We start from the raw sequence: 24,018 nt of genomic DNA on the forward strand, positions 1-24,018 counted from the left end.
TGGCGGTGTGCGGGTGGGGCGGGGGGCGTTCACCTGTTCGGCTCACCGGCCGGGCCGCCGCCGCGCCGGCGGCGCACCCTGTGATTACGCCCTTGGACGACGCGTTCGCTCGCACGACCCTCCGCAGCCCGGCCGAGGAGGTCCGCTTGTGCGCCTGTCCCGCAGCCCGGTCCCGCCGACGGCGGCCCTGGCCCTCGTACTGTCGCTGCTGTACGGCGCGCCGGCGTACGCGCGCGAGCGGGACGGCGAGTCGCCCTCGCCGGTCCGGTTCGGCGCCTCCTGCCGTACGGCCGTGCGCGGCTCCCAGGTGGTGGCCTACTGCCACAACCCCTATGCCGACATCGACCGCGTGCGGCTGCACATCGAGTGCGCCCGCTGGTGGGACGTCGACACCGACAGCGCCCCGGCGGACGCCTGGCCCGCCCTGACCGTACGGCTCACCGGCCGGTGCTGGAAAGAGGTCCGCTCGGTGTGGATCAGCCACCAGAAGGCGCGCTGAACCGGCCCGGATCGCACAGGAACGGATAGCTCGCCGCCTCCTCGGCCGCCGCCTCGGCGTCCCCCGCGCGGATCGCGTCCACCAGGCGCGCGTGGTCCATGTGGGTCTCCGGGGTCAGCTCCGCGCCGACGTCCGCGCGCAGCCAGTCGCGCAGCACCTCGCCCAGATCGGCGTACATCGCCACCATCACGTCGTTGTGGGACGCGGCCACCACCGCCAGGTGGAAGGTGGCGTCGGCCGCCACGAACGCCTCCGTGTCGCCCGTCTCCCACACCTGCTCGCGCCGGACCAGCAGCGCGTCCAGCTGCTTGAGGTCCTTCTCGGTGCGCCGCTCGGCGGCGAGCTTCGCCGCGGCCGACTCCAGCGTGGAGCGCAGCTCGGCGATGTGCCGCGGGTCGGCGCCGGCGAAGCGGCGGTGCATCACGCCGGCCAGCTCGCTCGTGGCCACGACGTACGTGCCCGAGCCCTGGCGGATGTCCAGCAGCCCGTTGTGCGCGAGCGCGCGGACGGCCTCGCGGACGGTGTTGCGGGCGACACCGAGCTGCTCGACCAGTTCCGGTTCGGTCGGGATGCGCGAGCCCACCGGCCACTCGCCGGAGGTGATCTGGTTGCGCAGTTCGGCGATGACCTGCTCGGACAGCACCGAACGTCGTGGGTGGCTCAAGGGCATGGCACACCTTCGCACGGGAGGACCGGGCGCGGACGCTCCGGGGATGGACAGACAATCATCCTATGATTCTATGATGGGCCTCATGGCTAGTGAGGAAACCCGGACAGTGGAGACCCGTACGGCGATGTCAGCGACCGAACGCGGTACGGCCGCCGCGACCAACACCCCCGAGACGACCCCCGGCGCGGGCCGCACGCGCGCGTGGGCCACCCGGCTGGTCGTCGTGGGCATCATGCTGTCCGCGCTGAACCTCCGGCCGGCCATCACCAGCCTCGGCGCGCTCCTCGAAGAGGTCCGCGACGGGCTCGGCATGAGCGGCAGCGTGGCCGGGCTGCTCACCTCCGTGCCCCCGCTGTGCTTCGCCGTGTTCGGCGTCATGGCACCGCGCCTGGCCCGCCGCTTCGGACCGGCCGCCGTGGTGTGCGCCGGCATGGCCGCCATCGCCACCGGCCTGGTCATACGGCCGTACGTCGGCAACACGGCCGGATTCCTGGCCGCCAGCGCCCTCGCCCTGATGGGCATCGCCGTCAGCAACGTCCTGATGCCGGTCATCGTCAAGCGCTGGTTCCCCGACCGGGTCGGCTCCATGACCGGCCTGTACTCGATGGCCCTCGCCGCCGGCACCTCCCTCGCCGCCGCCCTGACCGTCCCGCTCACCGACGCCATGGGCGGCGACTGGCAGTCCGGCCTCGTCGTGTGGGCGGCCATCGCCGCCGCCGCCGTCCTGCCCTGGCTGCCACTGCTCCGCGACCGCGGCACCACCACCATCGCCGCCGCCCGGCCCGGGGAGCCGGCACGGGACGCGGACGAGCCGCAGGCCCCGCTGCGCATCACCCGCAGCCGCACCGCCTGGTCGCTCGCCGTCTTCTTCGGCCTCCAGGCCACGGCCGCCTACATCACGATGGGCTGGATGCCGCAGATCTTCCGGGACGCCGGTGTCTCGGCCGGCACCGCCGGTGTGCTGCTCGCCGTCACCATGGTGATGGGCGTGCCGCTGGCCTTCATCATTCCCCGGGTCGCCACGCGCCTGCCCCACCAGGGGCCGATCGTCCTGGTGCTGGGCGTCTGCGGGCTCGCCGGATACGCCGGGCTCTACCTCGCGCCGTCCGGCGGTGCCTGGGCCTGGGCCCTGCTGCTCGGCGTCTCCAACTGCGCCTTCCCGCTCGCCCTGACCATGGTCGGCATGCGTGCCCGCAGCGGTCCGGGCGTGGCCCAGCTGTCCGCGTTCGCCCAGAGCACCGGCTACCTGATCTCCATCCCCGGCCCGCTGCTGGTCGGCGTGCTCTACCAGCAGAGCGGCGGCTGGGGGCTGCCGATCGCCCTGATGGCGGCGCTGATGGTGCCACAGATGGCGGTGGGCTTCATGGCCGGCCGCGACCGTACGGTCGAGGACGAGGCGACGCGCTGACCCGGCCGGGGGCCCCGGGGCCGTCGCGGGGGAGGCGGGGTGCGAGACTGGGACGCATGCAGCCTGTGCTCGACCCGAACCCGCAGAACGGCCAGAAGAAGATGCTGCTCGTCTTCGGCTCGTTCCTCGCCATCTTCGTGATCATCGCCGTGGTGGCCATCATCGCGTCCCCGTAACAACAGCCTCACCCGCCCCGCACAGAGCGCGGACCCGTCCCGGGTCTTCCGAGCCTCCCGGCTTGCCCCGCCCGGGCCGGCTCTCTCCAAGCCCTTCCGGCTTCCCGGCCGGGCCGGCTTTTCCCGGGCGGATGGTGGGGCTGGCACCACCGTCCCCTAGGGGGTCAGGGTCAGGGTCAACTGGGTGGGAATCCGGATGGGTTGGCGCCTCCGGATTCCGTAGCTTCGAGGTGTGGCCGCGACGGGCGGTCGCGGACCCCTCGAAGACGCACGCACGGAGGCGACCATGCCGGCCCGCACCCCCTCCCGGCCCCACCCGGCGACCACGGGCGGCGCCGGCACCCGGCTGCCCTGGTGGGCGCTCGCCCTGCCCGCCCTCGCGTTCGTCGCGCTGCTCGCGCTGATACTCAACCCGTCGGACGCCCAGGCGGCCGGCGGCGACCCGGCGATCGCGCGGCTGCTGGAGCGCGTCCAGCAGCTCGCCGCGCGCTGACGGCAGGCGTCCCAGCGCGGTGAATCCGCATGTCAACTCCCTGCGCCGGGTGGTCCGTTTCATGCGAAGCTGGATCTCATGAGCGTCGCAGAACCCCGCAGGATCGTCCTCTTCCGGCATGCGAAAGCCGACTGGCCCCAGGTTCCCGACCACGAGCGCCCGCTCGCCGAGCGGGGCCGCATGGACGCCGCCGTCGCCGGACGCAAGCTGGCCGACACCGGCATCGCCTTCGACCTGGCCCTGTGCTCCACGGCGACCCGCACCCGTGAGACCTGGAAGCTCGCCGTCCACGAGCTGGCGCACCGGCCGAAGACCGTCTATGAGGAGCGGGTCTACGAGGCCTCGCCCGGTGAGCTGATCGCCGTGCTGAACGAGCTGCCCGAGGAGGCGCGGAACGTGATCCTCATCGGCCACAACCCGGGCGTGCACGGTCTGGCCGAGGTCCTGGCCGGCTCGGCCGAGGAGGACGCCCGGGCCCGGATGAACCGCCGCGGCTTCCCCGCCGCCGCCTTCGCCCTGCTCTCCTTCGACGGCCACTGGAAGGGCATCGAGCCCGGCGTCGCCACCCTCACGGACTACTGGGCGCCCTCGGAGTGATCCGGCGCCACCGCGCCGGGCCTTACGCGTGCGGCCCGGCACCCGCCGGGGTGCCGGGTCCTCCGGGCGGCGGAGCCGGCCGCCGGCCCACCACGGGCCGGACGCGGTCCGGCCCGGGTCCGGCCCGGTTCAGTCCTCGTCGTGCGTGTCGGCCGCCTCGACCTCTTCCCGGGTGACACCGAGGAGGTAGAGGACCGTGTCGAGGAAGGGGAAGTTCACCGCCGTGTGCGCTGCCTCCCGCACCACGGGCTTGGCGTTGAAGGCCACACCCAGACCCGCCGCGTTCAGCATGTCCAGGTCGTTGGCGCCGTCACCGATCGCCACCGTCTGCGACAGCGGCACCCCGGCCTCCGCCGCGAACCGGCGCAGCAGCCGCGCCTTGCCCGCCCGGTCCACGACCTCGCCGACGACCCGGCCGGTCAGTTTGCCGTCGACGATCTCCAGCGTGTTGGCCTGCGCGAAGTCCAGACCCAGCCGCTCCTTGAGATCGTCGGTGACCTGGGTGAAGCCACCGGAGACGACGCCCACCTGGTAGCCCAGCCGCTTCAGGGTGCGGATCAGGGTGCGGGCACCCGGCGTCAGCCGGACCTGCCGGCGCACCTTCTCCACCACCGACGCGTCCAGCCCCTTCAGCAGCGCCACCCGCGCGTGCAGCGACTGCTCGAAGTCCAGCTCCCCGCGCATCGCCGCGGCGGTCACCTCGGCGACCTGGTCCTCGCAGCCGGCGTGCGCCGCGAACAGCTCGATGACCTCGTCCTGGATCAGGGTCGAGTCCACGTCCATGACCACCAGCCGCTGGGCCCGCCGGTGCAGGCCCGCAGAGACCACCGCCACGTCGACACCCAGTGCCGCGGCGTCGGAGGCCAGTGCCGTGCGCAGCGGCTCGGTCTCCACCCCGGACACGGCGAACTCCACCGCCGTCACCGGGTACTTCGCGAGCCGGAAGATACGGTCGATGTTGCCGCCGGCCTTCGCGATCCGGGCGGCGATCGCGGCCGTCGACTCGGCGGTGAGCGGATGGCCCAGGACGGTCACCAGGGAGCGTCCGAGGCCGCGCGGACGGTTGTCGCCGTGTCCGGAGATGATCTCGGCCTGCATCTTCATCGACTCGGCCCAGCTGTGCACGGTGGCCCGCAGGTCGCCCTCCAGACCGGCCGGCGGCTGGGTCACCAGGACGCACAGCACCAGGCGGCCCCGGGTGACGACCTGCTCGATGTCGACGACGTCGACCAGGTAGGCGGCGAGGGTGTCGAAGAGGCCCGCCGTGATGCCCGGCTGGTCCTTGCCGAAGATCTTGACAAGGAGGGTGGGGACCTCGGGGGTCTGCGAAGCGGAGGTCTGCGAAGCGCTCATGGTGTCACCACCGTATCCGGCACCCAGTGCCTCCCGCCGCCGAGGTCCGCCTGACGGACACGGAACAATGGGCGGCGCCCCGGTGTCAGGAGCCTTGCCGCCGGGAGACGGCGAGGCACGGCTCCGGCCCGCCCCACCACGAGCGTGCCACGCCTCACCAGCATCCGCCGCCCCACCCCGCCCGGGCCCCACGCGCAAGCGCCGGCCCCGCACCACCCACGCCCCACGCCGATCGCCGTCCCCACCCCGCCCGGGAGGCACCGGGCGCCGGGCGAACGCGCGACACCGGCCACGCCCCGCACCGAGTGGCGTGAACCCGACGCCGGCCCCGGCCCCGGGCGTCCTCCGGCGCACCCGCCGGGCCCGCCGTCGGCAGGCGCCGGCGGACCGTTCGTCCTCCTCGCCGTGAGGGCCGCCCTCCACCCCGGTCCACCCCCGTCACCAGGGCGAGTTGGAGCGTGCGGGAGACCGCTTGGCAAGGCCCGGGTTTCGGTCAGGGGGCCACGCCTGGAATAGTTCCCCACGATGTTCGACATCCCTAGACTCCCCGCGACGGGGGTAATTCGGGGGACAACTCAGTGGGGCATGGAGTGCCGGAACTCGTACTGGAAACAAACGGACGGACCTGGACGCTCGACCCGTCCAGGCCTTACACCCTCGGCCGCGATCCGCAGGGTGACATCGTCTTCGACGACGCCAGGGTCTCCTGGCGGCACGCCACGGTCAGCTTCAACGGCCACAGTTGGGTCATCGAGGACCATGGCAGCACCAACGGCACGTATGTGCAGGGCCGACGGGTCCAGTACACGGAGATCGTCCCCGGTGCGTCGCTGCACCTCGGCAACGCGACCGACGGCCCGCGGCTGAACCTTTCGGCGGCCACCGCACCGGTCGGCGGCCCGGCCCCGCAGCAGCAGCCGGCGGCTCCGTACGCGGCCCAGGCCGCCGGCGCCCCCGACTGGTCCCAGCAGGCCCCCGCCCACCAGGCCGTACCCCAGCAGGCGCCCGCCCACCAGGCCCCGGCCCACCAGCAAGCCGTACCGCACCAGGCCTCGGCTCCGCACCAGGCCTCGGCTCCGCACCAGGCCCCGGCTCCGCACCAGGACCCGCACGCGGCCTGGCAGCAGCCCGCCGCGTTCCCGCAGCAGCAGCCCGGGCCCGCGGAGCAGTACGTCCAGAAGACGCCCGGTGGTGGCGCGGGGGTGCCGCCGGTCTACGGCGACCGCAGCCCGACCACGTTCCACCAGTTCGCGCTCGGCCGCGTGATGCGCATCGGCCGTGCCCTGGAGAACGACCTGGTCGTCTCCGACCTCCAGGTCTCCCGGAACCACGCCGAGTTCCACGCCACGCCGGACGGCCGCTTCGAGATCCGTGACCTCGGCTCGCACAACGGCACCTACGTCAACGGCCAGCCGATCCCGAAGGGCGGCTCGGCGCTGCTCGGCCCGAGCGACATCGTCGGCGTCGGCCACTCCACCTTCCGCATCGTCGGCGACCGCCTCGAGGAGTTCGTCGACACCGGTGAGGTCTCCTTCTCGGCCCGTCACCTGACCGTCACGGTCGACGGCGGCAAGCAGATCCTCAAGGACGTCTCCTTCGGCGTTCCCGAGAAGTCGCTGATCGCCGTGATCGGCCCGTCCGGCTCCGGCAAGTCCACCCTGCTCAAGGCGCTCACCGGCTACCGGCCCGCCAACCAGGGCGAGGTGCTGTACGACAACCGGAACCTGTACAAGCAGTTCGCCGAGCTGCGCCAGCGCATCGGCCTGGTGCCGCAGGACGACATCCTGCACCGCGAGCTGACCGTGAAGAAGGCCCTGAAGTACGCGGCCAAGCTGCGCTTCCCCGCCGACACCACGGCCAAGGAGCGCGACGCCCGCATCGACGAGGTGCTGCGCGAGCTGAAGCTCGACATCCACAAGGACAAGAAGGTCACCTCGCTCTCCGGCGGCCAGCGCAAGCGCGTCTCGGTCGCCCTGGAACTGCTCACCAAGCCGTCGCTGATCTTCCTGGACGAGCCGACCTCCGGCCTCGACCCGGGCATGGACCGCGACGTCATGCAGCTGCTGCGCGGCCTCGCCGACGACGGCCGTACGGTCCTCGTGGTCACCCACTCGGTGGCCGAGCTGGCGTTGTGCGACAAGTTGCTGGTGATGGCGCCGGGCGGCGCCGTCGCCTACTTCGGCCCGCCCGAGGAGGCGCTCAACTTCTTCGGCTACGACAGCTGGGCCGACGTCTTCTCCGCCTTCGAGAACTACCGCGACTACGACTGGGCGGGCCGCTGGAAGGGCTCGCAGCACTACCAGATGTACGCGGCGGAGATCGACGCCGTCGCCCCGCAGACCGGCCCCGTGCCCGTACCGCAGGCGCTGAGGCCGCCCAAGCCGCAGAGCTGGGGCTCGCAGCTGATGACCCTCGTCCGGCGCTATGTCGCGGTCATCGCCTCCGACAAGGGCTTCCTGGCGCTGACGGTGCTGCTGCCGGCGGTCATCGGCGCGGTCAGCCTGCTGATCCAGCACGACCGCGGGCTGCTGCCGAACCCGGTCAACCCCAGGACCCACCTGCCCGCACCGAACGGCACCGCCACCACCGTCCTGCTGATCCTCGCCGTCGGCGCGTGCTTCGCGGGCGCCGCGAACTCGGTCCGTGAGCTGATCAAGGAGCGGGTGATCTACGAGCGGGAGCGCGCGACCGGCCTGTCCCGCTCGGCGTACCTGATGTCCAAGGTGGTCGTGCTCGGCGCCGTCACCATGCTGCAGGGCCTGCTGGTCGGCGTCATCGGCTTCGCCAGCCGGGAGATCCCCGGCGAGGGCCTGGTGCTCGGCGGCTCCACGCTGATCGAGCTGTGCCTGCCGATCATGGCGCTGGGCTTCACCTCGATGATGGTCGGCCTGGTGATCTCCTCGCTGGTGAAGACCGCCGAGAAGACCATGCCGCTGCTCGTGATGTTCGCGATCGTCCAGGTCGTCTTCACCGGCTGCCTGTTCACCCTGCACGGCACGCTCGGCGTGAACGAGTTCTCGTACCTGATGCCGTCCCGCTGGGCGGTGGCCGCGGCCGGCACCACGCTGGACTTCAACGCCATCGCCCCGAACACCGACGACCCGGGCAGCACCGACCCGCTGTGGGACCACGCGGCCTCGGCCTGGGGCCTGGACATGCTCGTGCTGCTCGCGCTCGGCGCGGTCTGCGGCTTCTTCGTCTCCCGCTTCCTGCGCCGCCACGAGCCGGAGGTCATGCGCAAGTAACCGCGCGGCCACACCCCCGTACGACGCCGAAGGGCGGCGCCCCGGTCCCGGGGTGCCGCCCTTCGGCTCTTCGCGTCGTCGAGGTCCGCGCCAGGCCTCAGTACGCGCTGTTGACGTTGTCGATCGAGCCGTACCGGTGGGCCGCGTAGTTGGCGGCGGCGGTGATGTTGGCGACCGGGTCGTAGATGTTCCAGGACGTGCCGGCCACGTGGTACGCGGTGAAGGTCGGCGGGATGACCTGGAGCAGGCCCTTGGACGGGATGCCGTTGACGGCGTTGATGTCCCAGTTGTTGATGGCGAGGGGGTTGCCGGAGGACTCCCGCATGATGTTGCGGTGCAGCCCGTTGTAGCTGCCCGGGATGCCCCTGGCCTTCATGATGGACAGGGCCTGCCGGATCCAGCCGTCGAGGCTGTTGGAGTACGTCTTGGCGGCGACCGGCTGGATGCGCAGACGCTCGGTGGAGCGGGTGGCGGCCTGGACGGCGGAGTGCTGCCGGGCGGCCTTCGCGGCGGCGGCCTGCTTCTGCGCGGCGGCCTTGTCGGCGGCGTCGTCGGCGGCCTTCTTCCGCGCCGCGAGGGTGTCGAGCTTGACGTGGGCGGCGGCGAGCCGGCCGGTGACAGTGCCCTTGACGTTCTTCAGGACGGTGCCGGAGGCGACCTGCGCGGTCGCGGCCGGGGCGCCCGTGGTGACGGTGTCCTCGTGGCCGATGGTGGCCGACAGGGCGAGGGCGGCGGTGCCGAACACGGCGACACCGGCGACGGCGGCGATCTGCCGCTGCTTGGCCGGCGTACGACTGTGAGCTCGGGCGAGGATGTTCTTGGGCATGGCTGATGGACCTCTTCGATAGCGCGGAGGTCGCTCCTGCGTCCGCCGGGGGAATCGGCTCCTCCCACACGAACGCCGCGGTGGTAACCCGCGGCGCTGAGCGACGAGGCAATTCTTAGCGGGCGCAAAATGCCCAGGCAAAGGTGCGACATACGATCCGAGATAGTGGATCAGGGAAGGGCAAAATAGGACAGACGGGACCGTCGATCCCGTTCATGCGGCCGGGTCCTTCTCCTATGCGCCTTCGTACGTGATGCAGGCCCTATGCGCGGGCTCACATGGATTACCGAAAGCTCTCACAGCGAGTTGCTTCCGCAACGCTCAGCGTGAGGACCCTACTCCCGGAGGAGGAGACGGCCGGCGCCGGCCTCGTCACACCCACGCGCACCCACACCCCCACGCACGCGCGCGTGTCAGGCCCCGCCACCGGCACTCCGGGTCCTCCACCGGCCCTAGGACCAGCGGACCAGGCCCCGCCGGCACCGGGCCGATCCGGGCTGTCGGACCCCGCCGGTACCGTGAGGACATGAGTCAAGGCCCCCGGTCCGGCCTCGCCGCGGTGAGTTCCGCGCTGCTGGCCATGAGCAGGCACCTGGAGGTGCGCGACGTCCTCAAGACGATCGTCGCCTCCGCCCGCGAGCTGCTCGACGCCCAGTACGCCGCCCTCGGCGTCCCCGACGACCACGGCGGCTTCGCCCAGTTCGTCGTGGACGGCGTCAGCGAGGAGCAGTGGCGCGCCATCGGCCCGCTCCCGCGCCAGCACGGCATCCTCGCCGCGATGCTGCGCGAGGCGAAGGCCGAGCGCCTCGCCGACGTGCGCAAGGACCCCCGCTTCGAGGGCTGGCCGGACGCCCACCCCGACCTGGCCGACTTCCTGGGCCTGCCGATCAGGGACGGCGAGGAGGTCATCGGGGCCCTCTTCCTGGCCAACAAGCGCCGCGCCAGGCCGGAGGGCAGCTGCGGCTTCACCCAGGACGACGAGGAACTGCTCTCCATCCTCGCCCAGCACGCCGCCATCGCCCTCACCAACGCCCGCCTCTACGAACGCAGCCGCGAACTGACCATCGCCGAGGAACGCTCCCGCCTCGCCCATGAACTGCACGACGCGGTCAGCCAGAAACTCTTCTCGCTGCGCCTGACCGCCCAGGCCGCGGCCGCGCTCGTCGACCGCGACCCCGCCCGCGCCAAGGGCGAGCTGCACCAGGTGGCCTCGCTCGCCGCCGAGGCCGCCGACGAACTGCGCGCCGCCGTCGTGGAGCTGCGGCCCGCCGCGCTGGAGGAGGACGGGCTGATCGCCACCCTGCGCACCCAGATACAGGTCCTCGACCGCGCCCACTCGGCCCGCGTGACCTTCGCCGGCACCGGCTTCCGCGCCCTGCCCGCGGCCCAGGAGGAGGCCATGCTCCGGGTCGCCCAGGAAGCCCTGCACAACGCCCTGCGGCACTCCGGCGCGGCCCACGTCCACGTCAGCGTGGGGCGGCGCGGCAACGGCGCCGTGCTGCGCGTCACCGACGACGGCGGCGGCTTCGACCCCACGGCGGTCCGCCGCGCCGGACGCCACCTCGGCCTCGTCTCCATGCGGGACCGGACCAGCGGGGTCGGCGGCTCGCTGACCGTGCAATCGGCGCCCGGCAAGGGCACCACGATCGAGATGGAGGTCCCCGGTGGGTGAACCGATCAAGGTGCTGCTGGTCGACGACCACCAGGTCGTCCGCCGGGGCCTGCGCACCTTCCTGGAGGTGCAGGACGACATAGAGGTCGTCGGCGAGGCCGCCGACGGCGCCGAGGGAGTGGCCCGCGCCGAGGAACTGCGGCCCGACGTCGTCCTCATGGACATCAAGATGCCGGGCATGGACGGCATCGAGGCGCTGCGCAGACTGCGCGCACTGGGCCACCACGCGCGCGTGCTGATCGTCACGAGCTTCACCGAGCAGCGCACGGTCGTCCCGGCCCTGCGCGCGGGCGCCGCCGGATACGTCTACAAGGACGTGGACCCCGACGCCCTCGCCGGCGCCATCCGCTCCGTGCACGCCGGACACGTCCTGCTCCAGCCGGAGGTCGCCGACGCCCTGCTCTCCCGGGAGGAGGCGGGCGGCGGACAGGGCAGGGGAGGGTCGCTCACCGAGCGGGAGCGCGAGGTCCTCGGCCTGATCGCGGACGGCCGCTCCAACCGGGAGATAGCCCGCGCCCTCGTCCTCTCCGAGAAGACCGTCAAGACGCACGTCTCCAACATCCTGATGAAGCTGGACCTCGCCGACCGCACCCAGGCCGCGCTGTGGGCCGTACGCAACGGCGTGGCCGACTGACACGCCCCGGCCGGGCCGTGACCCGCGGCAACACGCGGCGTCACGGACCGGGCTGAGATTCATACCGTCGTGGGAATGTCACCCGGATGGCGCATCCCCGGGTGGTCTCCGCCGTTCTCCAGTGCGTGCCGCGGTGATCGCCGCGGTGAACGTCCAGGAGGGGCAGACAGTGAAGAACCTGAAGAAGGCAGCGGCCGTGACGATGGTGGCGGGTGGCCTGGTGGCCGCCGGCGCGGGGCTCGCCTCCGCCCAGAGCGGCGCCGCCGGCGCGGCCGCCGGGTCCCCGGGCGTCGCCTCGGGCAACGTCGCCCAGGTGCCGGTGCACGTCCCGGTGAACGCGGTCGGCAACAGCGTGAACGTCATCGGCGTGCTGAACCCGGCCTTCGGCAACCTCGGCCTCAACCACTGAGCCAGGCCCGCGAAGCGACCCGCAGGCCTCCCGGACCCGCCGGGAGGCCTGCGGGGGCCGTCCACCGGACGCGTCCGGACCCTGCCGCCGGACTCCCGCCCGCCTCGCGAAGCCGCGCCACGCCCCCTCGCCGCACCGCCCGGACCAGGGCCCCGGCACCTCCCGAGCCCTCCGGGGCGCCGGACCACGCACCCGACGCCGCGCCGCCCGTCCTCCGGACGGACGGCGGAAGTCCGACGACAGCACCTAGCGCGCCCCGCGCTCCCGCTCCTCCACATACGCGTTGTACGCCGCCACCTGCGCCCGCCGCGCCGTCCGCTCCACCGGCCTGAGCGCCTCGGCCCGCGCCCGCATCTCGGCGGAGCTGACCGCGGCCCCGTGCCCGTTGCCGTACGCCAGCGACACCAGCAGCCCCACCCGCTGCGCCAGCTCCAGCACCCGCACCGCACGCGGCGGATAACCCGGCGCCAGCACCTCCCGGCCCCGCTCGGCCCGGGCCCGGTACGCGTCGATCGCCGCCTGTGCCATCGGCCCCGACCCGGCGACGTCCAGCCTCGACAGCACCTCGGTCGCCTCCCGCAACGCCTCGGCCAGCTCCCGCTCGGCCTCGCCCAGCGACGGCACGTCGGCCGGCGGCGCCTCGCGCACCGGCAGCACCCGCCACACCACCTCGGTGTGCACATCGCCCTCGGGCCCGGCCTCGTACACCTCGGGCACCAGCCCGAACGCGGCACCGTGACAGACCACCGCCTCCTCGGCCTCCAGCGCCCGCGCGTTGAACTCCGGCGGACCGCTCAGCCCCAGCGGATGCCCCGGCGCCGGCAGCGCCACCCGCAGCCCGCCCACCCCGAGCGCGCGCAGCCGTCCCAGCGCGAGCGTCAGCCCGACCGGCGCCGGCTCACCGGGCAGCCCCTCCACCCGGTGCACCGCGTCCTCGCCCACGATGGCGAGGGCGGCGTCATCCGGAGCGACGAGTCCGGCCAAAAGGGCGTTACCCCAAGCTGCGAGGCGTCCTGAACGCGGTTCCGAGAGCATGCCCCCACCCTAAGGACCGGACCGATGGAATGGAGCGGGGCACTCGTGGCGTAGATTTCATAAGGGCTGCGCCCGCCGGCGCGGAACCCCAGCCACAGGCGTACGCGACAGCCGAGACCGGCCACACTGCAAGGGGAGACAACGCGCTCATGAGCGATGTTCTGGAGCTTCAGGACGTATCCGTGGTCCGCGAGGGCCGGGCTCTGGTGGACCAGGTCTCCTGGTCGGTGAAGGAGGGCGAGCGCTGGGTCATCCTCGGCCCCAACGGCGCCGGCAAGACCACCCTCCTGAACGTCGCCTCCAGCTACCTCTACCCCAGCACCGGCACCGCCACCATCCTCGGCGAGACCCTCGGCAAGCCCGGCACCGACGTCTTCGAGCTGCGCCCCCGCATCGGCATGGCCGGCATGGCCATGGCCGACAAGCTCCCCAAGCGCCAGACCGTCCTGCAGACCGTCCTCACCGCCGCCTACGGCATGACCGCCGGCTGGCAGGAGGAGTACGAGGACGTCGACGAGCAGCGCGCCCGCGCCTTCCTCGACCGCCTCGGCATGAGCGACTACCTGGACCGCAAGTTCGGCACCCTCTCCGAGGGCGAGCGCAAGCGCACCCTGATCGCCCGCGCCCTGATGACCGACCCCGAGCTGCTCCTGCTCGACGAGCCCGCCGCCGGCCTCGACCTCGGCGGCCGCGAGGACCTGGTCCGCCGCCTCGGCCGGCTCGCCCGAGACCCCATCGCCCCCTCGATGATCATGGTCACGCACCACGTCGAGGAGATCGCCCCCGGCTTCACCCACGTCCTCATGATCCGCCAGGGCAAGGTCCTCGCCGCCGGCCCCGTCGAGCTGGAACTGACCTCCCGCAACCTCTCCCTCTGCTTCGGCCTCCCGCTCGTCGTCGAGCAGGTCGGCGACCGCTGGACCGCCCAGGGCCTGCCCCTGTCCTGACCCCGCCGCTCCCCCCTGCGCGCCCTGTCCGCCGCCCGGCCGCGGCCCTACCATGACCATGTGGACATCGACGCATGGGTGTGGTGGCTCGTCGGCGCGGCGGCACTCGGGATCCCGCTGGTGGTCACCGCCATGCCGGAGTTCGGCATGCTCGCGGTGGGAGCCGTCGCGGCGGCGGTCGTCTCCGCGCTCGGCTTCGACGCCGTCATCCAGGTCCTCGCGTTCGTCGCCGTCTCCGTCGCCCTCATCGCCGTGGTCCGGCCCATCGCCGCCCGGCACGGCCGGCAGCGCCCTCAACTCGCCACCGGCGTGGAGGCGCTGAAAGGCAGACAGGCCGTCGTCCTCGAACGGGTCGACGCGGCCGGCGGCCGGATCAAGCTCGCCGGAGAGGTCTGGTCGGCCCGCGCCCTCGACACCGGCCGCGCCTACGAAGTCGGCCAGGAGGTGGACGTCGTGGACATCGAGGGGGCCACCGCGATCGTCCTGTGAGGACAACTCACGGGGAACGGCACACGAGTTGCCCCACGGTCTGACAGACTCGACCAGCAAGATCCTCAACAGTCATGAGATCTGCCGAAGGCGCCGAGGCGGAGAAGGGTACGGGGAGCGACGATGGAACCGGTCATCATCGTCCTGATCATCCTGGTGGTGTTGGTCTTCATCGCCCTGATCAAGACGATCCAAGTCATCCCACAGGCCAGCGCCGCCATCGTCGAGCGCTTCGGCCGCTACACACGGACGCTGAACGCGGGCCTCAACATCGTCGTCCCGTTCATCGACACCATCCGCAACCGCATCGACCTGCGAGAACAGGTCGTACCGTTCCCGCCGCAGCCGGTGATCACCCAGGACAACCTGGTCGTGAACATCGACACGGTCATCTACTACCAGGTCACCGACGCCCGGGCCGCCACCTACGAGGTCGCCAGCTACATCCAGGCGATCGAGCAGCTCACCGTCACCACCCTGCGCAACATCATCGGCGGCATGGACCTCGAACGGACCCTGACCTCCCGCGAGGAGATCAACGCCGCCCTGCGCGGCGTCCTGGACGAGGCCACCGGCAAGTGGGGCATCCGCGTCAACCGCGTGGAGCTGAAGGCCATCGAGCCGCCCACCTCCATCCAGGACTCGATGGAGAAGCAGATGCGCGCCGACCGGGACAAGCGCGCCGCCATCCTCCAGGCCGAAGGTGTCCGGCAGTCGGAGATCCTGCGCGCCGAGGGCGAGAAGCAGTCCCAGATCCTGCGCGCCGAGGGTGAGGCCAAGGCCGCCGCGCTGCGCGCCGAAGGCGAGGCCCAGGCCGTGCGTACGGTCTTCGAGGCCATCCACGCCGGTGACCCGGACCAGAAGCTGCTGTCCTACCAGTACCTCCAGATGCTCCCCAAGATCGCCGAGGGCGACGCCAACAAGCTCTGGATCGTCCCGAGCGAAATCGGCGACGCCCTCAAGGGCCTCTCCGGAGCCATGGGCAACTTCGGCTCGCTGGGCGGCGGTTCGGGCAACAACGGCTCCAACGGCGGCACGGAACGCCGGGAGAAGCCCCCGATCGACTGAGACCACGGGCACCCGCGCCCCGACCGGGGCGCGGGAAACCGCGCGACCAGCCGGAAGCGACCCGCAGCCGCCGGCGGACGGCACCCGGCAGACGCCTAGGCAGCTTCCCGGGCGAGCCACTCGGGAAGCGCGGCGAACTCCTCCTGCCCCAGCGAAAGCAACATCGCATCGGCCGGAGTGGGTTCGAACGGCTGCCGCAGCAGCGTCATCCCGGCCTCGTCCGGAGTCCGGTTCGCCTTCCGGTGATTGTCCTCCGCGCACGCGGCCACCGTGTTCAGCCACGTGTCCTGCCCGCCCTGCGCCCGCGGCACCACATGGTCCACGGTCGTGGCCCGGCGCCCGCAGTACGCGCACCGGTACCGGTCGCGCACCAGCACTCCCCGCCGCGACCACGGCGCTCGTCTTCGGAACGGCACCCGTACGTACCGGCACAGCCGGATCACCCGGGGCGCGGGTATGTCCACGTCCGCGCCGCGCATACGCAGTTCCGGGTGGGCCTGCTCGACCACGGCCTTGTCCTGGAGCACCAGGACCACGGCTCGGTTCAGGGACACCGTCGACAGCGGCTCGAAACTCGCGTTCAGGACCAACGTGTCACGCATCCAGCCCACCTCCCGTGTGCGCCTGCCCGCCCCCCGGCGGGCTCGGATCAACTCTGGACGGGCGCGCCGAGATGGACAACGCAATAAAAATGCCCGCCTCCGATCACTTCCAAGACAGGAGGCGGGCAAACGTTCAGTGAACGCCGAACCGGATCGCGCTACGGCGCTCAGCCCTCGGCGGGGTTCTCGTACTCACCGATCAGCTGGGCGCGCGCGATCGTGTGGAACCGCAGGTTGAAGCCGACGAAGGCCGGCGAGGCGTCCGCGTCCGGACCCAGCTTCTCCTGGTCCACCGCGTACACCGTGAAGACGTACCGGTGCGGGCCGTCCCCGGGAGGCGGAGCGGCACCGCCGAAGTCCTTCGTGCCGTAGTCGTTCCGCGCGTGCACGGCACCCTCGGGCAGCCCCTCGAAGGAGCCGCCGCCCACACCCGCCGGCAGCTCGGTCACCGAGGCCGGAATGTCGAACAGCACCCAGTGCCAGAACCCGCTGCCGGTCGGCGCGTCCGGGTCGTAGCAGGTCACGGCGAAGCTCTTCGTCTCCGTCGGAAAGCCCTCCCAGCGCAGGTGCGGCGAACTGTTGCCCTCCGCGTACACCTGGGCGCCCGCGAGCGTGGCACCCTCCTTGACGTCCTCGCTCGTCACCGTGAACGACGGAACGGGCGGATGGAAGTCATGGGGGAGCGGCCGCCGCTTGAGCTCGGTCACCTCGGTACCTCCTGATCGATGATCTGCAACCAGCGGCTCCGAGCCTAGAACCAGTTGCGCTTGCTGCCGACCTCGGACAGCCACTGGTTGAGGTACGCCGCCCAGTCGGTCCCCTGCCAGTCGTTCAGCCCCACCTGGAAGGACCGGTAGGTGTCCGAGCCCTCGCTGAACAGACCCGGCTTCTTGTCCATCTCCAGCACGACGTCCATCGCGCGCTCGTCCGCCACGAAGCTCAGCTCCACCTGGTTCAGACCGCGGTACTGCGCCGGCGGGAAGAACTCGATCTCCTGGTAGAACGGCAGCTGCTGCCGCGTACCCCGGATGTGACCGCGCTCCATGTCCGCGTTCTTGAACCGGAAGCCCAGCTGGACGAAGGCGTCCAGGATCGCCTTCTGCGCCGGCAGCGGGTGCACGTTGACCGGGTCCAGGTCGCCGGAGTCCACGGCCCGCGCGATCGCCAGCTCGGTGGTCACACCGATGTGCATCCCGTGCAGCGCCTGCCCGTCGATCATGGTGATCGGCGTCTCCCAGGGGATCTCCAGCCCGAACGGCACCGCGTGCACCGCACCGGCCTGGAGCTCGAAGGCACCGCCGAGCCGCACCTTCGTGAACTCGATGTCCTGCTTGTACTCCTGGTCGCCGCTCTCCACCTCGACCTTGGCCTGGAGCCCGACGGACAGCCCCTCGATGGCCTGGTTCACCGTCCCGCCCTGGATCCGCACCTCACCCTGGACGACACCGCCCGGCACGACGTTGACCTCGGTCAGCACCGTCTCCACCGACGCGCCGCCGGCCCCCAGGCTCGCGAGCAGCTTCTTGAACGCCATGGCACTCCCTTTACGAATGGACCCTCGACCGGTACAAACGCGATCCGCCCGTGGCCGGTTCCGCAGGCCCCACAGACCCTCAGACCCTCTGGACTACCCTCGGACGGCATGATCGCGCCCCCGGACCGTACGCCACTGCCCCGCACCTTCTTCGACCGCCCGGTCCTGGAGGTCGCCCCGGACCTCCTCGGCCGCATCCTGGTCCGGACCACACCCGACGGCCCGATCGCCGTCCGCCTCACCGAGGTGGAGGCCTACGACGGCCCGAACGACCCCGGCTCGCACGCCTACCGAGGCCGCACCGCCCGCAACGCCGTGATGTTCGGCGAGCCCGGACACGTGTACGTCTACTTCACCTACGGCATGTGGCACTGCATGAACCTGGTCTGCGGACCCGAGGGCCGGGCGAGCGCCGTACTGCTGCGCGCCGGCGAGGTGGTGGAAGGCGCCGAGCTGGCCCGCAAGCGACGTCTTTCGGCCCGGAACGACAAGGAACTGGCCAAGGGTCCCGCCCGGCTCGCGACGGCCCTGGGGATCGACCGGGCCTTGGACGGCACGGACGCCTGCGCCCCGGGCGAGACCCCGCTGCGGATACTGACCGGCGCGCCGATCCCCTCCGACCAGGTACGCAGTGGTCCCCGCACCGGTGTCGCGGGCGAGGGCGGCGACGGGGACCTCCACCCGTGGCGCTACTGGGTGGCGGACGACCCCACCGTCAGCCCCTACCGGGCCCACGTGCCGAGGCGCCGACGAGGTTGACGCGGCCGGCCGGAGTGCGTAATGTGGCCCGAGCCGCTGAACCGGGTACGGCGTATGCCTGCAGCCGGAGCGGCCAACCCACTGCCCAGCTCCACCCCCTCATACGGGGTTGTTTTCGGCGCGCTCGCGCGCTCGAATTCGAACTCGCGAGACTCGATTATGAGACTCCGAGGGAATCGGCTAGCGTAGTGAATGTCGAAAGGGCGAACGGCGAAAGCCGAAAGCCCCAAGGCAATCCCGCCGACAGGGAATCGGACGCCGAAAGGATCTGATAGAGTCGGAACCGCCGGAAAGGGAAACGCGAGAGCGGGAACCTGGAAAGCACCGAGGAAATCGGATCGAGAAAAGATCTGATAGAGTCGGAAACGCAAGACCGAAGGGAAGCGCCCGGAGGAAAGCCCGAGAGGGTGAGTACAAAGGAAGCGACCGTTCCTTGAGAACTCAACAGCGTGCCAAAAGTCAACGCCAGATATGTTGATACCCCGTCTCCGGTCATCACGACCGGGACGAGGTTCCTTTGAAAAAACACAGCGAGGACGCTGTGTGCGAGAGGACTATTCCTCCTCTCGCACCGCTCTCGTGATGTGTCATCCCGATTACGGGAAAACATTCACGGAGAGTTTGATCCTGGCTCAGGACGAACGCTGGCGGCGTGCTTAACACATGCAAGTCGAACGATGAACCTCCTTCGGGAGGGGATTAGTGGCGAACGGGTGAGTAACACGTGGGCAATCTGCCCTGCACTCTGGGACAAGCCCTGGAAACGGGGTCTAATACCGGATATGAGCTTCCATCGCATGGTGGAGGCTGTAAAGCTCCGGCGGTGCAGGATGAGCCCGCGGCCTATCAGCTTGTTGGTGAGGTAACGGCTCACCAAGGCGACGACGGGTAGCCGGCCTGAGAGGGCGACCGGCCACACTGGGACTGAGACACGGCCCAGACTCCTACGGGAGGCAGCAGTGGGGAATATTGCACAATGGGCGAAAGCCTGATGCAGCGACGCCGCGTGAGGGATGACGGCCTTCGGGTTGTAAACCTCTTTCAGCAGGGAAGAAGCGAAAGTGACGGTACCTGCAGAAGAAGCGCCGGCTAACTACGTGCCAGCAGCCGCGGTAATACGTAGGGCGCAAGCGTTGTCCGGAATTATTGGGCGTAAAGAGCTCGTAGGCGGCTTGTCACGTCGGTTGTGAAAGCCCGGGGCTTAACCCCGGGTCTGCAGTCGATACGGGCAGGCTAGAGTTCGGTAGGGGAGATCGGAATTCCTGGTGTAGCGGTGAAATGCGCAGATATCAGGAGGAACACCGGTGGCGAAGGCGGATCTCTGGGCCGATACTGACGCTGAGGAGCGAAAGCGTGGGGAGCGAACAGGATTAGATACCCTGGTAGTCCACGCCGTAAACGGTGGGCACTAGGTGTGGGCAACATTCCACGTTGTCCGTGCCGCAGCTAACGCATTAAGTGCCCCGCCTGGGGAGTACGGCCGCAAGGCTAAAACTCAAAGGAATTGACGGGGGCCCGCACAAGCGGCGGAGCATGTGGCTTAATTCGACGCAACGCGAAGAACCTTACCAAGGCTTGACATACACCGGAAAGCATTAGAGATAGTGCCCCCCTTGTGGTCGGTGTACAGGTGGTGCATGGCTGTCGTCAGCTCGTGTCGTGAGATGTTGGGTTAAGTCCCGCAACGAGCGCAACCCTTGTCCCGTGTTGCCAGCAGGCCCTTGTGGTGCTGGGGACTCACGGGAGACCGCCGGGGTCAACTCGGAGGAAGGTGGGGACGACGTCAAGTCATCATGCCCCTTATGTCTTGGGCTGCACACGTGCTACAATGGCCGGTACAATGAGCTGCGATACCGTGAGGTGGAGCGAATCTCAAAAAGCCGGTCTCAGTTCGGATTGGGGTCTGCAACTCGACCCCATGAAGTCGGAGTCGCTAGTAATCGCAGATCAGCATTGCTGCGGTGAATACGTTCCCGGGCCTTGTACACACCGCCCGTCACGTCACGAAAGTCGGTAACACCCGAAGCCGGTGGCCCAACCCCTTGTGGGAGGGAGCTGTCGAAGGTGGGACTGGCGATTGGGACGAAGTCGTAACAAGGTAGCCGTACCGGAAGGTGCGGCTGGATCACCTCCTTTCTAAGGAGCATCTAGCTGCCGCGAGGCAGCCAGAGCCACTACGTCGGCGAATGATCGACGGTGGTTAGCTCATGGGTGGAACGTTGACTACTCGGCACTTTTGACCTGCTGCTCTTCCTAGTACTGCTTCGGCGTGGAACGGAACGAGCGAAGGGATGAGGGTGTCGGGCACGCTGTTGGGTGTCTGAGGGAGCGAACTTCCTCAGTTGCCGGCCCCAGTGCACTCGGACCTTTGGTCTGGGGTGATGGGTGGCTGGTCGTTGTTTGAGAACTACACAGTGAACGCGAGCATCTGTGGCCAAGTTTTTAAGGGCGCACGGTGGATGCCTTGGCACCAGGAACCGATGAAGGACGTGGGAGGCCGCGATAGTCCCCGGGGAGTCGTCAACCAGGCTTTGATCCGGGGGTTTCCGAATGGGGAAACCCGGCAGTCGTCATGGGCTGTCACCCGCTGCTGAACACATAGGCAGTGTGGAGGGAACGAGGGGAAGTGAAACATCTCAGTACCCTCAGGAAGAGAAAACAACCGTGATTCCGGGAGTAGTGGCGAGCGAAACCGGATGAGGCCAAACCGTATGCGTGTGAGACCCGGCAGGGGTTGCGTATACGGGGTTGTGGGATTTCTCTTGATCAGTCTGCCGGCTGGTCGACGAGTCAGAAACCGTTGATGTAGGCGAAGGACATGCGAAAGGTCCGGCGTAGAGGGTAAGACCCCCGTAGTCGAAACATCAGCGGCTCGTTTGAGAAACACCCAAGTAGCACGGGGCCCGAGAAATCCCGTGTGAATCTGGCGGGACCACCCGCTAAGCCTAAATATTCCCTGGTGACCGATAGCGGATAGTACCGTGAGGGAATGGTGAAAAGTACCGCGGGAGCGGAGTGAAATAGTACCTGAAACCGTGTGCCTACAAGCCGTGGGAGCGTCGGAACGAGGCTTGCCTTGTTCTCGTGACTGCGTGCCTTTTGAAGAATGAGCCTGCGAGTTTGCGGTGTGTTGCGAGGTTAACCCGGGTGGGGAAGCCGTAGCGAAAGCGAGTCCGAATAGGGCGTTTTAGTAGCACGCTCAAGACCCGAAGCGGAGTGATCTAGCCATGGGCAGGTTGAAGCGGAGGTAAGACTTCGTGGAGGACCGAACCCACCAGGGTTGAAAACCTGGGGGATGACCTGTGGTTAGGGGTGAAAGGCCAATCAAACTCCGTGATAGCTGGTTCTCCCCGAAATGCATTTAGGTGCAGCGTCGTGTGTTTCTTGCCGGAGGTAGAGCACTGGATAGGCGATGGGCCCTACCGGGTTACTGACCTTAGCCAAACTCCGAATGCCGGTAAGTGAGAGCGCGGCAGTGAGACTGTGGGGGATAAGCTCCATGGTCGAGAGGGAAACAGCCCAGAGCATCGACTAAGGCCCCTAAGCGTACGCTAAGTGGGAAAGGATGTGGAGTCGCACAGACAACCAGGAGGTTGGCTTAGAAGCAGCCACCCTTGAAAGAGTGCGTAATAGCTCACTGGTCTAGTGATTCCGCGCCGACAATGTAGCGGGGCTCAAGCGTACCGCCGAAGTCGTGTCATTGCAGCAATAAGCCCCAACGGGTGCTGTGATGGGTAGGGGAGCGTCGTCTGCCGGGTGAAGCGGCACTGGAAGGTAGTCGTGGACGGTTGACGAGTGAGAATGCAGGCATGAGTAGCGATACAAACGTGAGAAACGTTTGCGCCGATTGACTAAGGGTTCCTGGGTCAAGCTGATCTGCCCAGGGTAAGTCGGGACCTAAGGCGAGGCCGACAGGCGTAGTCGATGGATAACCGGTTGATATTCCGGTACCCGCTGTGAAGCGTCAAACATCGAGCATCGTGATGCTAAGGCCGTGAAGCCGTTCCGGACCCTTCGGGGAATGGAAAGTGGTGGAGCCGCCGGACCAAGCGGTTAGTAGGTGAGTGATGGGGTGACGCAGGAAGGTAGTCCATCCCGGGCGGTGGTTGTCCCGGGGTAAGGGTGTAGCCCGAGTGGTAGGCAAATCCGCCACTCTTGCAGGGTGAGACCTGATGCCGAGCCGATTGTGGTGAAGTGGATGATCCTATGCTGTCGAGAAAAGCCTCTAGCGAGTTTCATGGCGGCCCGTACCCTAAACCGACTCAGGTGGTCAGGTAGAGAATACCGAGGCGTTCGGGTGAACTATGGTTAAGGAACTCGGCAAAATGCCCCCGTAACTTCGGGAGAAGGGGGGCCACACCTGGTGATGAGCTTTGCGCTCTGAGCTGGGGGTGGCCGCAGAGACCAGCGAGAAGCGACTGTTTACTAAAAACACAGGTCCGTGCGAAGCCGTAAGGCGATGTATACGGACTGACGCCTGCCCGGTGCTGGAACGTTAAGGGGACCGGTTAGTCACATTTCGGTGTGGCGAAGCTGAGAACTTAAGCGCCAGTAAACGGCGGTGGTAACTATAACCATCCTAAGGTAGCGAAATTCCTTGTCGGGTAAGTTCCGACCTGCACGAATGGCGTAACGACTTCTCGACTGTCTCAACCATAGGCCCGGTGAAATTGCACTACGAGTAAAGATGCTCGTTTCGCGCAGCAGGACGGAAAGACCCCGGGACCTTTACTACAGTTTGATATTGGTGTTCGGTTCGGCTTGTGTAGGATAGCTGGGAGACTGTGAAGCTCGCACGCCAGTGTGGGTGGAGTCGTCGTTGAAATACCAGTCTGGTCGTGCTGGATGTCTAACCTGGGTCCGTGATCCGGATCAGGGACAGTGTCTGATGGGTAGTTTAACTGGGGCGGTTGCCTCCTAAAGGGTAACGGAGGCGCCCAAAGGTTCCCTCAGCCTGGTTGGCAATCAGGTGTTGAGTGTAAGTGCACAAGGGAGCTTGACTGTGAGACCGACGGGTCGAGCAGGGACGAAAGTCGGGACTAGTGATCCGGCGGTGGCTTGTGGAAGCGCCGTCGCTCAACGGATAAAAGGTACCCCGGGGATAACAGGCTGATCTTCCCCAAGAGTCCATATCGACGGGATGGTTTGGCACCTCGATGTCGGCTCGTCGCATCCTGGGGCTGGAGTCGGTCCCAAGGGTTGGGCTGTTCGCCCATTAAAGCGGTACGCGAGCTGGGTTTAGAACGTCGTGAGACAGTTCGGTCCCTATCCGCTGTGCGCGTAGGAGTCTTGAGAAGGGCTGTCCCTAGTACGAGAGGACCGGGACGGACGAACCTCTGGTGTGCCAGTTGTTCTGCCAAGGGCATGGCTGGTTGGCTACGTTCGGGAGGGATAACCGCTGAAAGCATCTAAGCGGGAAGCCTGCTTCGAGATGAGGACTCCCACCCACTTGATGGGGTAAGGCTCCCAGTAGACGACTGGGTTGATAGGCCAGATATGGAAGCCTGGTAACGGGTGGAGTTGACTGGTACTAATAGGCCGAGGGCTTGTCCATTGATGCTCGCGTTCACTGTGTATGTTCTGAGGCAACGAACGGTTGCCG

General features: G+C 68.7%; 20 protein-coding genes and 2 rRNA genes. 15 read left to right on the forward strand and 7 right to left on the reverse strand.

Annotation, left to right across the window (positions count from 1 at the left end; all coding sequences use genetic code 11):
* Positions 1–148 precede the first annotated feature (148 nt).
* Entirely contained in the window at positions 149–499 is a 351-nt protein-coding gene (locus SCK26_RS28865; protein WP_318204263.1) for a hypothetical protein, read from the forward strand.
* On the opposite strand, the gene SCK26_RS28870 is transcribed toward SCK26_RS28865, so the two are convergent.
* The gene (locus SCK26_RS28870) at positions 477–1,169 is read right to left on the reverse strand and encodes a FadR/GntR family transcriptional regulator (protein ID WP_318204264.1); all 693 of its coding nucleotides are present in this window, start codon (positions 1,167–1,169) and stop codon (positions 477–479) included. The two genes, SCK26_RS28865 and SCK26_RS28870, sit on opposite strands and share 23 nt — an antisense overlap.
* 70 nt (positions 1,170–1,239) lie before the next feature.
* Between SCK26_RS28870 and SCK26_RS28875 the strand changes: the two genes are divergently transcribed.
* The 4 genes from SCK26_RS28875 to SCK26_RS28890 all read left to right on the forward strand — a co-directional run bounded on the left by SCK26_RS28875 (position 1,240) and on the right by SCK26_RS28890 (position 3,843).
* Positions 1,240–2,577: a CynX/NimT family MFS transporter gene (locus tag SCK26_RS28875; RefSeq protein ID WP_318204265.1), complete on the forward strand. Its 1,338-nt coding sequence runs from the start codon at positions 1,240–1,242 to the stop codon at positions 2,575–2,577.
* A 56-nt stretch (positions 2,578–2,633) separates the two neighbouring features.
* The gene (locus SCK26_RS28880) at positions 2,634–2,753 is read left to right on the forward strand and encodes an SGM_5486 family transporter-associated protein (protein WP_258565284.1); all 120 of its coding nucleotides are present in this window, start codon (positions 2,634–2,636) and stop codon (positions 2,751–2,753) included.
* A 286-nt stretch (positions 2,754–3,039) separates the two neighbouring features.
* Positions 3,040–3,246 carry a hypothetical protein gene (locus tag SCK26_RS28885; RefSeq protein WP_318204266.1) on the forward strand — a complete coding sequence of 69 codons (207 nt, stop codon included), beginning with the start codon at positions 3,040–3,042 and terminating at the stop codon, positions 3,244–3,246.
* 78 nt (positions 3,247–3,324) lie between these two features.
* Entirely contained in the window at positions 3,325–3,843 is a 519-nt protein-coding gene (locus SCK26_RS28890) for a histidine phosphatase family protein (RefSeq protein ID WP_318204267.1), read from the forward strand.
* A 129-nt stretch (positions 3,844–3,972) separates the two neighbouring features.
* Here the strand turns inward: SCK26_RS28890 and serB are convergent, their stop codons facing one another.
* Entirely contained in the window at positions 3,973–5,196 is a 1,224-nt protein-coding gene (serB, locus tag SCK26_RS28895) for a phosphoserine phosphatase SerB (protein ID WP_318204268.1), read from the reverse strand.
* 590 nt (positions 5,197–5,786) lie between these two features.
* On the opposite strand from serB, the gene SCK26_RS28900 reads away from it, so the two are divergent.
* Positions 5,787–8,441, forward strand: a complete 2,655-nt coding sequence (locus tag SCK26_RS28900; protein ID WP_318204269.1) for an FHA domain-containing protein — start codon at positions 5,787–5,789, stop codon at positions 8,439–8,441.
* Positions 8,442–8,538: 97 nt separating this feature from the next.
* On the opposite strand, the gene SCK26_RS28905 is transcribed toward SCK26_RS28900, so the two are convergent.
* Positions 8,539–9,267: a transglycosylase SLT domain-containing protein gene (locus tag SCK26_RS28905; protein ID WP_318204270.1), complete on the reverse strand. Its 729-nt coding sequence runs from the start codon at positions 9,265–9,267 to the stop codon at positions 8,539–8,541.
* 526 nt (positions 9,268–9,793) lie between these two features.
* On the opposite strand from SCK26_RS28905, the gene SCK26_RS28910 reads away from it, so the two are divergent.
* The 3 genes from SCK26_RS28910 to SCK26_RS28920 all read left to right on the forward strand — a co-directional run bounded on the left by SCK26_RS28910 (position 9,794) and on the right by SCK26_RS28920 (position 11,982).
* Positions 9,794–10,939 (forward strand): GAF domain-containing sensor histidine kinase, encoded by a 1,146-nt coding sequence (locus tag SCK26_RS28910; protein WP_318204271.1) that lies wholly within the window; start codon positions 9,794–9,796, stop codon positions 10,937–10,939.
* On the forward strand, positions 10,932–11,573 hold the full coding sequence (locus tag SCK26_RS28915; RefSeq protein ID WP_318204272.1) for a response regulator transcription factor: 642 nt from the start codon (positions 10,932–10,934) through the stop codon (positions 11,571–11,573). Before SCK26_RS28910 ends, SCK26_RS28915 begins: the two co-directional genes overlap by 8 nt.
* A 169-nt stretch (positions 11,574–11,742) precedes the next feature.
* Positions 11,743–11,982 (forward strand): chaplin, encoded by a 240-nt coding sequence (locus tag SCK26_RS28920; RefSeq protein WP_318206118.1) that lies wholly within the window; start codon positions 11,743–11,745, stop codon positions 11,980–11,982.
* A 246-nt stretch (positions 11,983–12,228) separates the two neighbouring features.
* Here the strand turns inward: SCK26_RS28920 and SCK26_RS28925 are convergent, their stop codons facing one another.
* Complete coding sequence (locus SCK26_RS28925; protein WP_318204273.1) at positions 12,229–13,017, reverse strand: hypothetical protein; 789 nt, start codon at positions 13,015–13,017, stop codon at positions 12,229–12,231.
* A gap of 149 nt (positions 13,018–13,166) precedes the next feature.
* Here SCK26_RS28925 and SCK26_RS28930 point away from each other — a divergent pair, with 149 nt between their 5' ends.
* The 3 genes from SCK26_RS28930 to SCK26_RS28940 all read left to right on the forward strand — a co-directional run bounded on the left by SCK26_RS28930 (position 13,167) and on the right by SCK26_RS28940 (position 15,521).
* The gene (locus SCK26_RS28930; RefSeq protein WP_030619876.1) at positions 13,167–13,964 is read left to right on the forward strand and encodes an ABC transporter ATP-binding protein; all 798 of its coding nucleotides are present in this window, start codon (positions 13,167–13,169) and stop codon (positions 13,962–13,964) included.
* A gap of 60 nt (positions 13,965–14,024) precedes the next feature.
* The gene (locus SCK26_RS28935) at positions 14,025–14,453 is read left to right on the forward strand and encodes an NfeD family protein (protein ID WP_318204274.1); all 429 of its coding nucleotides are present in this window, start codon (positions 14,025–14,027) and stop codon (positions 14,451–14,453) included.
* A 123-nt stretch (positions 14,454–14,576) separates the two neighbouring features.
* A complete protein-coding gene (locus tag SCK26_RS28940; protein WP_318204275.1) occupies positions 14,577–15,521 on the forward strand; it encodes an SPFH domain-containing protein in 945 nt (314 codons plus the stop codon).
* A gap of 95 nt (positions 15,522–15,616) precedes the next feature.
* On the opposite strand, the gene SCK26_RS28945 is transcribed toward SCK26_RS28940, so the two are convergent.
* The 3 genes from SCK26_RS28945 to SCK26_RS28955 all read right to left on the reverse strand — a co-directional run bounded on the left by SCK26_RS28945 (position 15,617) and on the right by SCK26_RS28955 (position 17,657).
* Entirely contained in the window at positions 15,617–16,123 is a 507-nt protein-coding gene (locus SCK26_RS28945) for an HNH endonuclease (RefSeq protein WP_318204276.1), read from the reverse strand.
* A 167-nt stretch (positions 16,124–16,290) separates the two neighbouring features.
* Entirely contained in the window at positions 16,291–16,830 is a 540-nt protein-coding gene (locus SCK26_RS28950) for a YbhB/YbcL family Raf kinase inhibitor-like protein (RefSeq protein ID WP_318204277.1), read from the reverse strand.
* 44 nt (positions 16,831–16,874) lie between these two features.
* On the reverse strand, positions 16,875–17,657 hold the full coding sequence (locus SCK26_RS28955; RefSeq protein WP_318204278.1) for a sporulation protein: 783 nt from the start codon (positions 17,655–17,657) through the stop codon (positions 16,875–16,877).
* Positions 17,658–17,765: 108 nt separating this feature from the next.
* On the opposite strand from SCK26_RS28955, the gene SCK26_RS28960 reads away from it, so the two are divergent.
* The 3 genes from SCK26_RS28960 (at position 17,766) to SCK26_RS28970 (ending at position 23,970) form a co-directional block, all read left to right on the forward strand.
* Positions 17,766–18,416 carry a DNA-3-methyladenine glycosylase gene (locus tag SCK26_RS28960; RefSeq protein WP_318204279.1) on the forward strand — a complete coding sequence of 217 codons (651 nt, stop codon included), beginning with the start codon at positions 17,766–17,768 and terminating at the stop codon, positions 18,414–18,416.
* Positions 18,417–19,025: 609 nt separating this feature from the next.
* A 16S ribosomal RNA gene (locus SCK26_RS28965) occupies positions 19,026–20,552 on the forward strand.
* Between the two features lie 296 nt (positions 20,553–20,848).
* Positions 20,849–23,970 (forward strand): 23S ribosomal RNA (locus SCK26_RS28970).
* Together the 16S and 23S rRNA genes form the textbook arrangement of a ribosomal RNA operon.
* Positions 23,971–24,018: the final 48 nt, after the last annotated feature.

The sequence above is a fragment of the Streptomyces sp. SCL15-4 genome, from assembly GCF_033366695.1.
In the GTDB taxonomy this organism is placed as follows: Bacteria; Actinomycetota; Actinomycetes; order Streptomycetales; family Streptomycetaceae; genus Streptomyces.

Coding starts and splice junctions, on each gene's coding strand:
- SCK26_RS28885 (WP_318204266.1), top strand. CDS start 3,040: ATGCCGGCCCGCACCCCCTCCCGGCCCCACCCGGCGACCACGGGCGGC.
- SCK26_RS28930 (WP_030619876.1), top strand. CDS start 13,167: ATGAGCGATGTTCTGGAGCTTCAGGACGTATCCGTGGTCCGCGAGGGC.
- SCK26_RS28890 (WP_318204267.1), top strand. CDS start 3,325: ATGAGCGTCGCAGAACCCCGCAGGATCGTCCTCTTCCGGCATGCGAAA.
- SCK26_RS28870 (WP_318204264.1), bottom strand. CDS start 1,169: ATGCCCTTGAGCCACCCACGACGTTCGGTGCTGTCCGAGCAGGTCATC.
- SCK26_RS28905 (WP_318204270.1), bottom strand. CDS start 9,267: ATGCCCAAGAACATCCTCGCCCGAGCTCACAGTCGTACGCCGGCCAAG.
- SCK26_RS28875 (WP_318204265.1), top strand. CDS start 1,240: ATGATGGGCCTCATGGCTAGTGAGGAAACCCGGACAGTGGAGACCCGT.
- SCK26_RS28880 (WP_258565284.1), top strand. CDS start 2,634: ATGCAGCCTGTGCTCGACCCGAACCCGCAGAACGGCCAGAAGAAGATG.
- SCK26_RS28945 (WP_318204276.1), bottom strand. CDS start 16,123: ATGCGTGACACGTTGGTCCTGAACGCGAGTTTCGAGCCGCTGTCGACG.
- SCK26_RS28925 (WP_318204273.1), bottom strand. CDS start 13,017: ATGCTCTCGGAACCGCGTTCAGGACGCCTCGCAGCTTGGGGTAACGCC.
- SCK26_RS28940 (WP_318204275.1), top strand. CDS start 14,577: ATGGAACCGGTCATCATCGTCCTGATCATCCTGGTGGTGTTGGTCTTC.
- SCK26_RS28955 (WP_318204278.1), bottom strand. CDS start 17,657: ATGGCGTTCAAGAAGCTGCTCGCGAGCCTGGGGGCCGGCGGCGCGTCG.
- serB (WP_318204268.1), bottom strand. CDS start 5,196: ATGAGCGCTTCGCAGACCTCCGCTTCGCAGACCCCCGAGGTCCCCACC.
- SCK26_RS28910 (WP_318204271.1), top strand. CDS start 9,794: ATGAGTCAAGGCCCCCGGTCCGGCCTCGCCGCGGTGAGTTCCGCGCTG.
- SCK26_RS28960 (WP_318204279.1), top strand. CDS start 17,766: ATGATCGCGCCCCCGGACCGTACGCCACTGCCCCGCACCTTCTTCGAC.